The sequence below is a fragment of the Gemmatimonadaceae bacterium genome (assembly GCA_016720905.1).
In the GTDB taxonomy this organism is placed as follows: Bacteria; Gemmatimonadota; Gemmatimonadetes; order Gemmatimonadales; family Gemmatimonadaceae; genus Gemmatimonas.
This window is the reverse complement of record JADKJT010000016.1, coordinates 26,979-41,199: the sequence shown is the minus strand read 5'-3', so window position 1 is coordinate 41,199 and position 14,221 is coordinate 26,979. Positions and strand designations below refer to the sequence as shown.

Below are 14,221 nucleotides of genomic sequence, written 5' to 3'. Positions count from 1 at the left end.
CGCGGTTCACCGTCGCACAATCGAGAAGAACCCCGCCGGCGCACTTGCCGGGTCGGCGGGGTCGTAACAACTCTCACACACCCGATTGATCGCCCGGAATCCCAACAGCGTAACGTGCGGTGAACGATGCGCGGTCTTTCTCGGCTCGTCGCGCAGCAGGTCGGTGCTCAGGTACTTCTTGTTCGAATCGCTGAACACTGTCGCCACGACTGCATTCGCGCCCAGAGCGTCCTGCGCCTCGATGGCGGCAAGAAAATTCGCCCCGCTGGAAATACCAACGCCCAGCCCCAATTCCGCGGCCAACTTCTGGGCCATGATGATCGCATCGCCATCATCCACTGCGATGATGCGATCGAGTTCTGTCAGATGCACGATGGCCGGAACGAACTCGTCGCTGATGCCCTGAATGCGATGCTTGCCTACCTTGTGTCCAGTGGACATGGTTGGCGAATTGGCCGGCTCCACCGGATGCAGGGCGATGGACGCGTGTCGGCTGCGCAGGAAGCGCCCTGTGCCCATGATTGTCCCACCGGTGCCGACGCCGGCCACAAAGGCGTCCGGCGTGAGTCCTTCCGACTGTAACTGCGCCCAGATTTCGGGACCCGTCGTGCGGAAGTGCGCGTCGGGATTCTCTTCGTTCGCGAACTGACGCGGCAGGAAGGCGCCGGGTGTTGCAGCCGCGAGGTCTTCCGCCTGCGCAATCGAGCCGAGGAACCCGCCGTCCGCTTTCGACACCAGCCGAATGGTCGCGCCGAACGAGCGAATGAGCGCGATGCGCTCGGCACTCATCCAATCGGGCATGAAGATCGTGACGGGATGGCCCAGTGCGCGCCCGATCGCACAAAATGAGATGCCCGTATTGCCACTGGTGGCTTCGACAATGAGTCCGCCCGGTTGCAGGGCGCCTGTTTCGAGCGCGCGACGGATGATGTGCAACGCCATCCGATCCTTGATGCTGCCGGTCATGTTGGCGTTTTCCGCCTTGGCATAAAGGCGACGTGCGGCGCCGTCGTCGATGCAATAGTCGACGGCCAGCAGCGGCGTGTTGCCAACCAGCGCGCGGAGCCCGCGGAGCCGGTCCTGCAAGGACAACGCAATCATGGGTGACGCTCCGCTTGGCGTTTCGCCTGCTGCTTCAGCGTGCCGGTGCTGACCCGCAGTCCGACGAAGATATCGTACAGCGTGTGGCGCGTCGGTTCGAGCGTGCCTTGCGCCGTGAACCGGTTTTCGTCGTAGGCGTTTCGCAACACACCCATCTCGACGCCGGGATAGCCCGCCACCATCCAGGTGGCGCCCACCGACAGCGTGATCAGGGATTGATGCAGCTGCTGATATCGGGTGATGACAGGGTCGTCACCCGACGGTCCGCCCGACTGGATGACGGTGAGGCCGGCATGCGGCTCCCATGTGCCGTAGTCGCGTCCATAGCGAATACCAGCGATAGATGGAATGATCAGCGCCGAGGTCTGCACGAATACCGCCAGATGGTCACGCGAGGTGGCATCGAGCAACGCCAGCTTGGCGTAGGGCATGACCACCATTCCGCGTTCGGTGTACACGCCCTGCTGACGCCGCAGACCGTTTGCCATGTACACGCCAATCGGCACCCCCACTTCGAGGCGGTGCCCGAAACCGACCGCGGGCGACACAGTGGCCAGATAGTCGGGAGGCTGGGGTTGATTGTCGCGAGGCTGATCGCGAATGGTCGTGGCCCCGGCGTCGAGGCGAAATCCGGGATCGATGCGCGCGTTGTGGAACGTGGGAAAACACGCCGTCGAACCCAGTGCCAGCCCGCAGCCCGTGATACGGGCAACGCGCGACGGAGAGAATGGTCGCCATACGCGGGCGGTCATCATCGGCACCCCGGCATTCGGAACGCCCCGATTTTGGTGGAATAGCTCGGCGCGCCCAACTTGAGGTAGTCGCCCACATACCAGATGGTGCAATCGTCCACCGGATCGACCGCGGTCTGCGTATAGTCCTGCCAGCGTAACGTGTTCTGCTGCGCGCTCTCACCATTCACGAGTACCTGCTCGCGCAGCGTGAGCACGCCTGGTGGATCGGACGCCAACCGACCGGCAAATCGTTGGCCGGCGAAATGCGGCGTGCCACCGAACGAATAGCCAATGCCGATATTGCCGCGCGCGTCCATCACCGGACTCCCCATCCACCGGTAGAAGCCATCCGGTGCGTATGTGCCCTGCTGAAACAGCGAAACCGTTCGTGCCGTGTCGCGGGCATTCACGCGCAGCTCGTACCACCGAACGCCGCCGCCGCCCGAGGCGCTGTTGACCGAGTGCACGGCCACAATCGATTCCCGATTGCCGATACGACGATACACGACTCTGGCCATCAGCTTGTCTCCCTGGGCATCGAGCTTTCGATCGGTGCCTGGCTGCGGCACACAACTGGTAAGCTGGCCGTCACACAGATAGTGGTAGGGTGCGACGGTAATTTTGGTGGGGCCGGTCAGTCGGGTGCGCGACGGATCATCCCAATTCACGTGAAACGCCCACACATACAGGCCGTCGTCCTGCATCACCTTGTTGAGTTGGGCGCCGCCGGCAGCAAGCATGAGGTTGGGCGCCCCAGCGGGTGGGAGCTGCTGTCCGTCAAGATCGACATTGTTCAGGAAGTTCACGCCATCGATGACCAGACACTGTTCCGTGGCGCTTTCCCCTTTCAGCATGCGCGCGCGATCCACCACACAGGCATGCTTCTGGATGAAGTCATCGCTGGTGCTGCTGGGCACGTAGTAGCCATCGGGCCAGACCGCGGGCCGCGGATAGTCGGGGAACAGCGGTCGCACAAACTCGTAACGATAGTACGAACCCATCGGATCGGGACCGGAGCTGATCGCGTAGCACATCGCGTACGAACCGCTATCGAGTGGCGCGCTGGGCGGCGTACGCACACCGGTTGCCGGCGGCACCGCCGGGCTGGTGCCGGCATCAACCGGCGGCGGCACAAACAACGGCGCGGCCGCACCCGGTTGTCCTTCGTGACCAATCATACTGCGCGTGGCCGGTTCGCCATGACGCGGGGTGGGCGGTTCGGTCGCCCGCCGCGCGCTGCGGGAGAAAATCGGCAACACGATGAGCCAGCGATCAGCCAGTTGATCGTAGCGCACCACGGCATCGCCACTGTTGCGCAGTTCGCACGGTCCACCAAACCCCTTGAACACCGTATTCGTGGGCACCGATCCATACAACGTGCGGCCAGTGGTGTCGAATCGCCGGCCCTTCTTGGTGAAGATGGCCATGCGGGAGTTCACCGTCTGCACGATATGATCGCGCCCCACGGCGAGACTGTTGTCCGATGGATTGCGCGTGACGGAGGTGCCCTGAGGACCGGTGAATCCAACCCCCAATCCGTCGAAGGACGCCACCAAGCGCGCGGGCGGGCGTCGACCGTGCGTCGTCTGCTCCAGCGACGCAGGAACGACAATAACACTGGCCAGACTCAGCAGGACCATGAAACGCAAACGCATTGGCTCTTTCCTGGGTCGCTGTGCATGTTGGAAGCATTCCGGTCGGCCGTGCCCATCCCGGCACAGCCCGCTCGCCAAACGGTAGCACGATCTCGCGCTTGCCGCACGTTCCCACGCCCCCGGCTGTCATGAAATTCCGCGCGCAATTCCGCCCATTCGTATCGATCTTGAGCACCGCCGTTCTGGCCCTCCCGGTCGGATTGAACGCGCAGCCTGCTTCGCTCGGCAGCAAGGCGCCGCCGCCCGCGTTCACCGATCCCGGTCGCACCGCGAAACTCGCAACGGCTTATCCCGAGATCGACCGGTTGATGCGCGCATTTGCGGCCCAATCGAATGTGCCGGGCATCGCCTATGGCATCATCGTGGACGGCAAGCTGGCGCACATCGGCGTCGCCGGCCTGCGCGACGTGCCCAGCAAGGCGCCCGTGGACAGCGTCACGGTGTTCCGCATTGCGTCGATGACCAAGAGCTTCACCGCGGTCGCGATTCTGCAGTTGCGGGACGCGGGCAAGCTGTCGCTCGACCAGCCCGCCGAACGCTATGTGCCCGAACTCGCCAAACTGCGTTATGCCACCACCGATGCGCCGAAGATCACCATTCGCGACCTGCTCTCGCATTCGGCCGGATTTCCGGAAGACAATCCGTGGGGCGACCAACAGCTCTCGCGCACCGACGCGGAGCTGTCGCAGATGATCGAACGCGGTATTCCGTTCTCCACGTCGCCGGCCACCGGCTACGAATACTCGAACTTCGGATTTGCGATTCTTGGTCGCGTGGTGGCCAATGTGTCCGGCATGCCGTATCCCCGCTACATCAAGTCGAAAGTGCTGCTGCCATTGGGAATGACGGTGACCACGTTGCAGGCGCGCGAGGTGCCGGCCGATCGGCTGGCGCACGGCTATCGACGACAGGATGGCGCATGGCTGGAAGAAGCGCAGCTCCCCGATGGGTCGTTTGGTCCCATGGGAGGCATGCTTACCTCCATTACCGACTTAAGCAAATGGGTGGGCTTCATGCTGGATGCCTGGCCCGCACGCGATGGTGACGACACGGGGCCGCTCAAGCGGTCGTCGCGGCGCGAAATGCAGCAGGTCATTCGCTACAACGGCGGCACCGCCATGCGGGATGCCAGCGGTGTGCCGGTGCTCAGTGCCGGTGGATACGGGTTTGGTCTCGGGGTGCGACAGAATTGTCTATTTCGCATATCCATCGCGCATTCGGGCGGCCTGCCCGGATTCGGGTCGCTCATGCGCTGGCTGCCCGAGCAGGGTGTCGGTATTGTCGCACTGGGAAACCTCACCTACACTTCATGGGGCGGCGTGACGGAAGACGCGCTGGCGGCATTGGCACGAACAGGCGGGATGGTTCCGCGTGAACCGCAGCCGGCTCCGGTGCTCTTGGCACGGCAAGCGCAGGTGTCGCGGTTGATTGCGGGGTGGAACGAGGCGCTGGCCGACAGCCTCGCAGCGATGAATCTGTATCTCGACGAGTCCAAGCCCCGACGTAGGGCGGGCATCGCCGCGTTGGTCGCAAACGCCGGTGGCGCGTGTCGCAACGAGGGGAAGATGGTGGCGCTCAATGCGCTGCGCGGTAGTTGGCGGATGCGATGTGGTACCGGTGATCTGCGGATCACCGTGACGCTGGCGCCTACAGAACCGGCCGGTGTGCAGTTCCTGCAGGTCACGTCAATCAAGCGCGATGACGCGCTGGACGCGTTGCCGGTGTGCCGGTGAGGGTCTGAATGCCCTGGCTGCCTGACACGCAGCGCCGCACACGTCTCGTTCGAACCGTCATATGGTATTGCCTGCCGCATCCCAATCCGACCTGACACCCATTCGGGTGCTCGTGGTCGATGACGACATCCACGTCCGCTACGTGATGGTGCGCTTGCTGGCCAGTCAGGGATTCACGGTCCTCGAAGCCGACAGCACCGATGCTGCGCTTGTCGTCCTCAAGCGTGACGGCGCGGTGCCGCTGGTCATCAGCGACGTCAGCATGCCGGGCCGCGATGGGCGCGAGCTGCTTCGGGAGATCCGCGCCAAGTACACGGATACCGCAGTGATGATGTTGACCGGTGACCGCGACGTGGCCACGGCTGTCGAGTGCCTGAAAGTCGGCGCGATCGACTACCTCGCGAAACCCGTGCAGCTCCTGGAGCTTCGGGCGCGCGTCGACAAGGCGCTGGCGGAGCGCCAACTCGCCATGGAGGTTCGCCGGCTCCGCGCCCGGTATCGCAACGATCTTGAGCGACAAGTGCATGAACTCTCGCGCAAGAATCAGGCGATGTTTCTGGCGCAGGTGCAGATCGCGGTCACCATGCTGGAAGCCAAGGATCCATATACCAGAGGGCATTCGGGGCGCGTCGCCCAATTCGCCGTGGCCACCGCTCGCCAGATGGGGATCACAGGCGTGCTGCTGGAGCAGATTCGGCTGGGCGGCGAACTGCACGATATCGGCAAGATCGGGACACGCGACGCCGTGCTCAACAAGGTTGGGCCGCTGACTGACGCCGAGTTTGTGGAACTGCGTCGACACACCGTGGACGGGGAGGCCATGCTGAGTGTCTTGCGCGACGACCATCCGGAAGTGTTGCATATTGTGCGATGGCACCACGAGCGCATTGACGGCACGGGTTTTCCCGATGGCTTGTCGGGTGACCAGATTCCGGTGACGGCACGGATTGTGTCGGTAGTCGACGCCTTCGACGCGATGACCACGACCCGTCCCTATCGGCTGGGCCAGCCGGCCGAGCTCGCGTGGGCCGAACTGGATCGTGGTGCGGGACAGCAGTTCGACCGGGATGTGATCAGCGCATTCCGGGCCGCCCAATCGGAACACGCGACGATATCCCGCTAACCTATGCCGTCGAATCTCTCGCGCGTCTTCGCGGCGTGCGCCACGATCTGCAGTACCGGGCTGTCCGCTCACGCCCAGGCCCCCGCCGGCACCCTCATCCGCAACGCCCTCGTCATCGACGGCCGCGGCACACCCGCCCGTCGCGCGGATGTGCGCGTCGTTGGCGATCGTATCACCGCTGTTGGCCAACTCACGCCGCAGGCGTCTGAACGCGTGGTCGACGCCAAGGGGTTGGCGCTGGCCCCGGGCTTCATCGACACGCACAGTCATCACGATCGCGGCCTGTTCGACGCGCGTTCCGCGGTCGCCATGGTCAGCCAGGGCGTCACCACCATCGTGGTGGGTCAGGACGGCGGTGGCATGAACCTCGGCGCGTTCTTCGCCCGGCTCGACTCGCAACCCGTCGCGGTGAACGTGGCCTCGTACGTGGGACACGGCGCCGTTCGACGCGCCGTGCTTGGCGACGACTTCAAGCGTCGCGCGACCGCTGCCGAGCTGGCGCGCATGCAGGCGCTGGTGCGAACCGACATGGCGGCCGGTGCACTCGGCCTGTCCACCGGACTCGAATACGATCCCGGCATCTACTCGGCACCGGAAGAAGTGATGGCGCTGGCCAAGGTCGCCGGCGACGCGGGCGGTCGCTATATCAGTCACATTCGCAGTGAAGATCGTGACTTCTGGCCGGCACTGAACGAAGTGATCGCGATTGGTCGCGCAAATCACATGCCCGTGCAGGTGTCACACATCAAACTCGGCATGCTGGACTTGTGGGGACAGGCCGACAGCGTGGTGCACATTCTGAATCGTGCGCGCGCCTCGGGGGTGCAGGTGACCGCGGACATTTATCCGTACCTCTACTGGCAGTCGAATCTCGGCGTGTTCTATCCGAAGCGGAACTTCAGCGACAGTGCAGAGACCGCATTCATCCTTGCGCACCTCACGGCCGCCGACGACATCATCTTCAACAGCGTCACCGGGCATCCGGAGTATCGCGGCAAGACGCTGGCGCAAATCGCCGTCCTACGCGGCAAGCCGGCTTCGCGCACGATGATGGACTTGCTGGCGGAGCCCGGTGGATCAGGCGCGGGCGTCGTGGCGAAAGGCATGGACGACCGGGACGTCGCCACGCTCATGCAGTGGCCGTTCACCAACATCTGCAGCGACGGCATGTCCAGCGGATTGCATCCCCGTGGCTTCGGCAGTTTTCCCAAGGTGCTCGGTCCGTATGTGCGCGACCGGAAGTTGTTCCCGGTGGAGGAAGCCGTGCGCAAGATGACCAGCTTGGCCGCGGCGAACGTGGGGCTCGTGCAACGGGGAATGATTGCGCCGGGGTTCTTCGCGGATCTCGTGTTGTTCGATCCCGCTACGGTTACCGATCACGCCTCGTTCGAAACACCGCAAGCGCAGGCGACCGGCATTCACGCCGTGTGGGTGAACGGTGCCATGGTGTTCGACGTCGGGAAGCCGACCGGTCGCTACGCAGGCCGCGCACTGCGACGCGCACAATAGTCGAAACGTCTGGTCCCCCGGCCGACCTGGTCGGCCGCCACCGGTCTCACCCCCACAGCGCCGGCTCCGGTGGCTGCATCACGCCGTCCACGAACACCATCGGGTGCTCCCGGTCGAGCTTCTGCAGCAACGGTCCGTCGAGATCGACATACCCGCACCGCTGCCCGACCAGAAACCCTGGCGCCATGCCCAGCGACGTGCCGCACATGTTGCCCACCATCAGCCGGAGGCCACGGGACAGCGCCTCGTCACCCATGGCCATTGCTTCGGTCAAGCCACCACATTTGTCCAGCTTGATGTTGATGAACTGATAGAACTCGGAAAGCGCCGCCAGCGAGGAGCGATCGGCACACGATTCATCAGCGGCCAGCGGCAACGGCGAACGCAGGCCACGCAATTGCGCGTCCTCGTAGCGGCGCACGGGCTGCTCCACCATCTCCACCCCAAGCGCCTCAAGTCGGGGCAGTACGCGTTCCAGCAGCTCGCGCGACCACGACTGGTTCGCGTCCACGGCAATGCGCGCCTGCGGATGCTCTTCGCGCACCCACCGTACGATATCCACATGACGTTCACCGTCGCACTTAAGCTTGAGCAGCGGATAGTGTCGGGCGGCGCGCGCCTTGCGACGGGTATCGGCTTCGCTGCCAAGTCCCAGCGTGTACACGGTGGTGAGCGGACGCAGCGGCGCCAGTCCTGCAGCCTGCCATGCCGGAATACCGGATTGCTTGGCCCGGAGGTCCCACAGCGCGCAATCGAGGCCATTGCGGGCGCCACCGGGCGGCAACAACGACTGCAGCGCCCTCAGTGTGTCGATGCTCACGAGATCGTGTGGCGCAATCTGGTGCAACGCCGGGAGCGCCGACTCCACCTGCGCCTTCAGCATCACGGGCGTCTCGCCATCGTAGTCCACCCCGGCGGCCTCCGCACGGCCAATGCGTCCCGCTCCGTCGGTGAGTGTCACCACAATCACCGGCAGCGCCGTTATCACCCCGCGGGCAATTTCGAACGGTTCGGTGAGCTCCCACTGCTCGATACCCACACGTCCCGTGATCATGTGACGCTCGGCGTCATGTCTACCAGCGTCTGGGCAATCGCGTCGACACCGCCGCGCATGGGGTCGCACACCGGTACCCCCAACTCCGCCGACACGCGGGCCGCGTACGAGTGCCACTCGGCGTCACCCAACGTGGATGAGTTGATACTCACACCCACGCAGCGCACGGCCCGATTGGTGATGCGCGCCGCCTGCGCGTATTGCTGCACCGCGTCACGCAACTCGGGTATGGGGAAGTCCGGGTAGTACTCGATGGTCTTCCGGGACGGGTCGTGGCAGAGCACAAACGCGTCCGGCTGCGAGCCGTGCAGCAAGCCGAGGGTGACGCCCGCGTACGCCGGATGAAACAGCGAGCCCTGCCCTTCAATCACATCCCAGTGATCGGGCGCATTGTCAGGCGACAGCGTTTCGGCGGCACCGGCCACAAAGTCCGATACCACCGCGTCAATCGCGATCCCTTCGCCGGCAATCATGATGCCGGTTTGTCCGGTGGCGCGAAACGTGGCATTCACGCCGCGCGCCTTGAGGGCATTGGTGAGGGCCAGCGCCGTGTACTTCTTGCCCAGCGCGCAGTCGGTGCCCACCGTGGCGACGCGCTTGCCGGTGCGCTTGCGACCTGTTGCCGCCGGAAACTTCGCGTTGGTATGACGCACATCCAGCAAGCGCACACCGCGCGCGGCCGCCAACCCCACCAACACCGGAAACGACGTGAGTCTGGTGTGCATGCCGCTCACAATGTCCAGCCCGTTTTCGATGGCTGACTCCAGATCGGGCAGCCACGCATCGGGCAACTTGCCGCCCACCGATGCGATGCCAATCACCAGGCTGCCAGCGCCCTGTGTCGCGGCGTCGTGCGGCGACAATCGCGGCAAACCCACACTGACCGTGGCCGTCGGCAGACTCCACTCGCCGAGCACGTCGTCGCGACACCAGTCGCGCAGTCCGCAGGCGGTCTTCGCGTCGGTGGGAATGTGCGCGTCACCGAGATACAGCAGGTACGGTTTCCGGAGTTGATGCATAGGGGCTATTGCACCGTCTTGGTACCCAAGGTGTACCGCGCAATCCACTCGTACTCGCGCTTCATGCGGTCCATCTGGTGATAGTACTCCGAGAAGCCGTGGCCTTCGCGCGGATAGAACACCAGTTCCGTCGTCTTCCCGCGATTCTTGAGCGCGCGATAGAACTCCATCGGTTGTCCGATCGGCACACGCTCGTCGTTGCCCCCGTGCAAAATGAGCAGCGGCGTGGTCACTTTGTCGCTGTAGCTGATGGCGGAGCGCTCCAGCATGAACTTCATCTGCGGGTTCATGATCGAGCCATCGTACTGTGGCATGCCATTGAAGAACGTGTCGATATACCCGGGGATGTCGGTGGTACCGGCCATCGAGAGCAGCGACGGCAGCCCGGCACCCATCATGGCCGCCTTGAAGCGGCCCGTCTGCGACACCACCCAACTGGTCATGTACCCGCCGTAACTCCACCCTTCAAACGCCATCTGTGTCGAATCGGCAATGCCCTTGCGAATGAGCTCGTCCACGCCGGTCATGATGTCGCGATAGTCGCCACCACCCCAGTCGGGGATGTTGCCGCGCATCCACTTCTCGCCGTAGCCGGTCGATCCGCGCGGATTGGGATACAACACGGCCCAGCCACGAGCGGCCCACGATTGTCCGGGACCGGTGCCGCCCTTGAATCCGTTGGTGTGCGCGCCCGTCGGGCCACCATGCGCCGACACAATCAACGGCACCTTGCTGCCCGGCGTGTAACCAACAGGCTTGAGCAGCACGCCTTCCACCAGCGCGCCATCCTTGCTTTTCCAGGTGATCACTTCCGATTCGCCCAGCGCCACGTCGGACAGCCACGCATTGGTGTTGGTGATGCGCCTGGGCGTCGGCAGTGACGCGTCCTGCACGTACACTTCCGCCGGCCAATTCGGCGTGTCAAACACGAACGCCATCTTCGATCCATCCTTGCTGGCCGACGCGCCACTGGCGATCACGTTGCTGGTGAGCTTCGTGTAGGCTTTGGTGGCGAGGTTGTAGTCGTAAAGACTCTGCCACACGCGATCGCTGGCGCTGAACCACAGGTGTTTCCCGTCGGGCGACCAGCGGAGTTGCCCGGCACTCACGTCAAACGCCGGCGTGGCGTGGTCGGTGACCGTGCGCGTGGCCACATCCCACGTCACCACGCGCGCGTTGCGAATGGTGCGCGGCATGATGCCGTCCTTGTACGCCTTCCATTCATGGCCGTTCGTCGTGAACGCCAAAGACTTGCCGTCCGGAGAAAACTGCGGCGTGCTCTCCACGTCGTGCGAGGTGGTGAGTGCGTCCAGCTGCTTCGAGGCAATGTCCACGACGTACGCATCGTGTCGTTCGTCGCGAATGAGCGTGGTGGGTGAGGCATCAAAAGCCAACTTCTGCCCATCGGGGGACCATGACGGTGTGCCACGCACCGTGTACGCCCCACTGGTGACTTTCGTGGCCGCCTTCGATTCCAGATCGACGACCCACAGATGATTCAGGCGCAGGTCGCCTTCGTAGACCTTGGGATCATCGCGCCGGCGCAGCTTGGCCTCTGCGTCGCGCGACAGCGTGTCGGGCGTGAGATAGGCAATGCGCTTCCCGTCGGGTGACCACGCGTACGACACAATGCCATCGCGGGCGGAGGTCAGTGGCCAGCCCTCCCCGCCGTCCGCGTGCAGCAACCAGATCTGCGGTTTCGGCCCGTCGTCGCCGGTGCCGGCGCCGCGCGCGCTGACAAAGGCGATCAACGACCCGTCGGGCGACCATTGGGGCTGCGATTCACCACGCTCGCTGGACGTGAGCTGTCGCGCGGTGCCGCCACCGAACGGCACGATCCATACGTGGGAACGTCGATCGTGCTTGTCGCCGAGGGCGGTGTCACCCTTCGCATTCGGGTGTTCCCAGGCGGACACGGTGTACAGGACGCGGTCGCCACTCGGCGAAATGGCGACACCGCCCACTCCGCGCACGCGCATGAGGTCGTCAGCGTTCATGGGGCGTTTGGCTTGCGCGCTGACCAGCGCCGGAACGCAACTCAGCAGCGCACCATAGGCACACCGACGCAGTGCACTGGGTAGACGGAACGGGGCACTCATGCTCGCGAGCTCCAGAAGAGGGGATTCGACGAATATGCCCCCGTCGGCGCCCCACGACCAGACGCGAGCGCGCCGCGTTATCGTCCCTCGCGCCGCGTCAGTCGACGCTAGTCGTCGTCATCGCGGCCATTTCCACCGGTGCCAACCTTGCCCGTTACCAGCAACGTGCCAGCCACCGCGTCGAGGGTGACCGCCAGCGCATTGAGTCCGCTCGTGCGCTGCCCCCCGGTCCACGCCCCCGTCGCACTGAAGGTGGCCCGATGGTTGGGGCAGATGAACCCATTGCCCTGTGCCGTGACCGTCGTGCCCTGATGCGGGCAGACCAGCGACAGCGCCAGGTAAGTGCTGGCCGCCGAACGCACCACGACGACCGGTGTCGCCAGCCCGTTGAGTCGAGCCATGCCGCCGATGGTGCCGAGGGCCGGGTAGTCGGCCAGCGCGATGGTCAGACTGACGGTGGTTCCCGGACCGGTGATCCCGCCGCCGAACACCCCATCTCCGCACGCTGACGCCAACAGCACACTGGCCGCGCTGAGCATGGAGGCCGACAGAAAGCTCCGGCGCGTACAGCTCACGCACTCTGCGGCGGCGCCGGGTTCAGGATTTCCCGACTCGCGGATGTTGGCTGTCGATTTTGTCATGGGCGTCTCGAAGGATTCAGCACACCTACCGCTTCGGAACACTCCGACACCACATTCCCCCATGGAGATCCCTCAATGACCCTTCCGCCGCCGAGTCTCATCGGCCTGCCGTATGATGCCAGTTCATCATTCCTGCGCGGTCCGGCCGAGGCACCGCCGCTGATTCGGGCGGCGCTTCGCTCGCCGGCGGGCAATGATTGGACCGAAGAGTTGCGCCACCTGGTGGCACCTGGCGGGCTTGGCGATGCGGGCGATCTGCGGCTGCCGCCCGATGCCACGGCGCGGGACCTCATCGAATCGGGCGTGGCGACGCTTCTCGCCACCGATGCACGCGTGCTGGCACTCGGTGGTGATCATTCGGTGACGTACCCGGTGCTGCGCGCGGTGAATCGCGTGTATCCGCGACCCACCATTCTGCACATTGATGCGCACGGTGATCTCTACGATCACTTCGGCGGCGACCACTACTCGCACGCGTGCCCGTTTGCCCGCATCATGGAGGAGGGGGTTGGCCTCTCGACTGGTGCAGGTTGGCATTCGGACGATGTCGCGGCATCAGCGGGAACAGGCCGCCCGCTTCGGCGTGGAGGTCATCGATATGCGGGCGTGGACGGAGGGCGTGCGGCCGGTGGTCGATGGTCCGGTGTACGTCTCCGTCGATCTGGACGGGATCGATCCGGCCTTTGCCCCCGGCGTGTCCCATTGGGAACCCGGCGGGCTCACGGTGCGCGAGGTGATATCGATGATTCACGGGCTGCGCTCGCCGATTATCGGGGCTGACGTCGTGGAATACAATCCACGGCGCGATCCCACCGGCATCACGGCCGTCGTGGCGGCGAAACTGGTGAAGGAATTGGCCGGCACGATGCTGCGCACCGATGAGTAACTTCGACGGAACCCTCTTTGTCGACAGGCTGTTCGAAGATCTCGAACTCCACGCGGCCGATCTCACCGGCAAGGAGTTCGAACGCTGCACGTTCCGACGCTGCAAATTGCCGGAAAGTCGATGGGCCAATGCGCGCCTTGAGGACTGTGTCTTTGAGGCTTGCGATCTCTCGCGGATGGTGCCTCGGCGCATGGTGCTTTCCGGGGTCAGGTTCGCGGACACGCGCCTGTCGGGGGTCGACTGGGAGGACCTCGGCTTGCTGCCGGACGTGTCGTTCGCCGGATGCGATCTGCGCTATGCGTCTTTTGTGAAGGTGCCGCTGCGAGCGGTGCGGTTCGTGAACTGCGTGATCCGCGACGCCAGCTTTGTGGACTCGGACCTGACCAAGGCGGACTTCACGGACACCGACCTGACCGGCACCTCCTTTCGCGGGTGTCTTTTGAAGGAAGCCAACCTGACGCGCGCCACCGGCGTGTATGTCGATCCGCAACAGAATCGCGCCAAGGGTGCCCGCATCTCGCTCGAGGCCGCTGTTACACTGGTGCGGTCTTTCGGCATCGTGGTGGAGTAATGGCCACGCCGGTGACGCCCGTCACTGGCTGAGTTCGGCAGCCGATGCTTTCTACCAGCTGACTCGTCAGTATGTGGGTCGGCGCGTGAGGTGACT

11 protein-coding genes and 1 pseudogene are annotated in these 14,221 nt (G+C 64.4%); 5 read left to right on the top strand and 7 right to left on the bottom strand.

What is annotated here, in order from left to right; genetic code table 11:
• Window positions 1-6: 6 nt before the first annotated feature.
• The 3 genes from IPP90_13570 to IPP90_13560 are packed head-to-tail and all read right to left on the bottom strand — an operon-like array spanning window position 7 to window position 3,490.
• Complete coding sequence (locus IPP90_13570; protein MBL0171725.1) at window positions 7-1,101, bottom strand: cysteine synthase family protein; 1,095 nt, start codon at window positions 1,099-1,101, stop codon at window positions 7-9.
• On the bottom strand, window positions 1,098-1,856 hold the full coding sequence (locus tag IPP90_13565; GenBank protein MBL0171724.1) for a hypothetical protein: 759 nt from the start codon (window positions 1,854-1,856) through the stop codon (window positions 1,098-1,100). The genes IPP90_13570 and IPP90_13565 overlap by 4 nt, the downstream gene beginning before the upstream one ends.
• Window positions 1,853-3,490 (bottom strand): hypothetical protein, encoded by a 1,638-nt coding sequence (locus IPP90_13560; protein ID MBL0171723.1) that lies wholly within the window; start codon window positions 3,488-3,490, stop codon window positions 1,853-1,855. The genes IPP90_13565 and IPP90_13560 overlap by 4 nt, the downstream gene beginning before the upstream one ends.
• A 167-nt stretch (window positions 3,491-3,657) precedes the next feature.
• On the opposite strand from IPP90_13560, the gene IPP90_13555 reads away from it, so the two are divergent.
• The 3 genes from IPP90_13555 (at window position 3,658) to IPP90_13545 (ending at window position 7,855) form a co-directional block, all read left to right on the top strand.
• Complete coding sequence (locus IPP90_13555) at window positions 3,658-5,223, top strand: beta-lactamase family protein (GenBank protein ID MBL0171722.1); 1,566 nt, start codon at window positions 3,658-3,660, stop codon at window positions 5,221-5,223.
• Window positions 5,224-5,284: 61 nt separating this feature from the next.
• Window positions 5,285-6,346, top strand: a complete 1,062-nt coding sequence (locus tag IPP90_13550) for a response regulator (protein ID MBL0171721.1) — start codon at window positions 5,285-5,287, stop codon at window positions 6,344-6,346.
• A 3-nt stretch (window positions 6,347-6,349) separates the two neighbouring features.
• Window positions 6,350-7,855, top strand: a complete 1,506-nt coding sequence (locus IPP90_13545) for a D-aminoacylase (protein MBL0171720.1) — start codon at window positions 6,350-6,352, stop codon at window positions 7,853-7,855.
• A gap of 46 nt (window positions 7,856-7,901) precedes the next feature.
• Here the strand turns inward: IPP90_13545 and IPP90_13540 are convergent, their stop codons facing one another.
• The 4 genes from IPP90_13540 to IPP90_13525 all read right to left on the bottom strand — a co-directional run bounded on the left by IPP90_13540 (window position 7,902) and on the right by IPP90_13525 (window position 12,668).
• Window positions 7,902-8,909, bottom strand: coding sequence for a dipeptide epimerase (locus IPP90_13540; GenBank protein MBL0171719.1), 1,008 nt, complete (start codon window positions 8,907-8,909; stop codon window positions 7,902-7,904).
• Complete coding sequence (locus IPP90_13535) at window positions 8,906-9,928, bottom strand: DUF1611 domain-containing protein (GenBank protein ID MBL0171718.1); 1,023 nt, start codon at window positions 9,926-9,928, stop codon at window positions 8,906-8,908. Before IPP90_13535 ends, IPP90_13540 begins: the two co-directional genes overlap by 4 nt.
• A gap of 5 nt (window positions 9,929-9,933) precedes the next feature.
• Entirely contained in the window at window positions 9,934-12,027 is a 2,094-nt protein-coding gene (locus IPP90_13530; GenBank protein MBL0171717.1) for a S9 family peptidase, read from the bottom strand.
• Window positions 12,028-12,134: 107 nt separating this feature from the next.
• Window positions 12,135-12,668: a Rieske (2Fe-2S) protein gene (locus tag IPP90_13525; GenBank protein ID MBL0171716.1), complete on the bottom strand. Its 534-nt coding sequence runs from the start codon at window positions 12,666-12,668 to the stop codon at window positions 12,135-12,137.
• 75 nt (window positions 12,669-12,743) lie between these two features.
• Between IPP90_13525 and speB the strand changes: the two are divergent.
• Window positions 12,744-13,554: pseudogene (gene speB / locus IPP90_13520) on the top strand (agmatinase).
• The gene (locus IPP90_13515) at window positions 13,547-14,125 is read left to right on the top strand and encodes a pentapeptide repeat-containing protein (GenBank protein ID MBL0171715.1); all 579 of its coding nucleotides are present in this window, start codon (window positions 13,547-13,549) and stop codon (window positions 14,123-14,125) included. Before speB ends, IPP90_13515 begins: the two are co-directional and overlap by 8 nt.
• Window positions 14,126-14,221 lie beyond the last annotated feature (96 nt).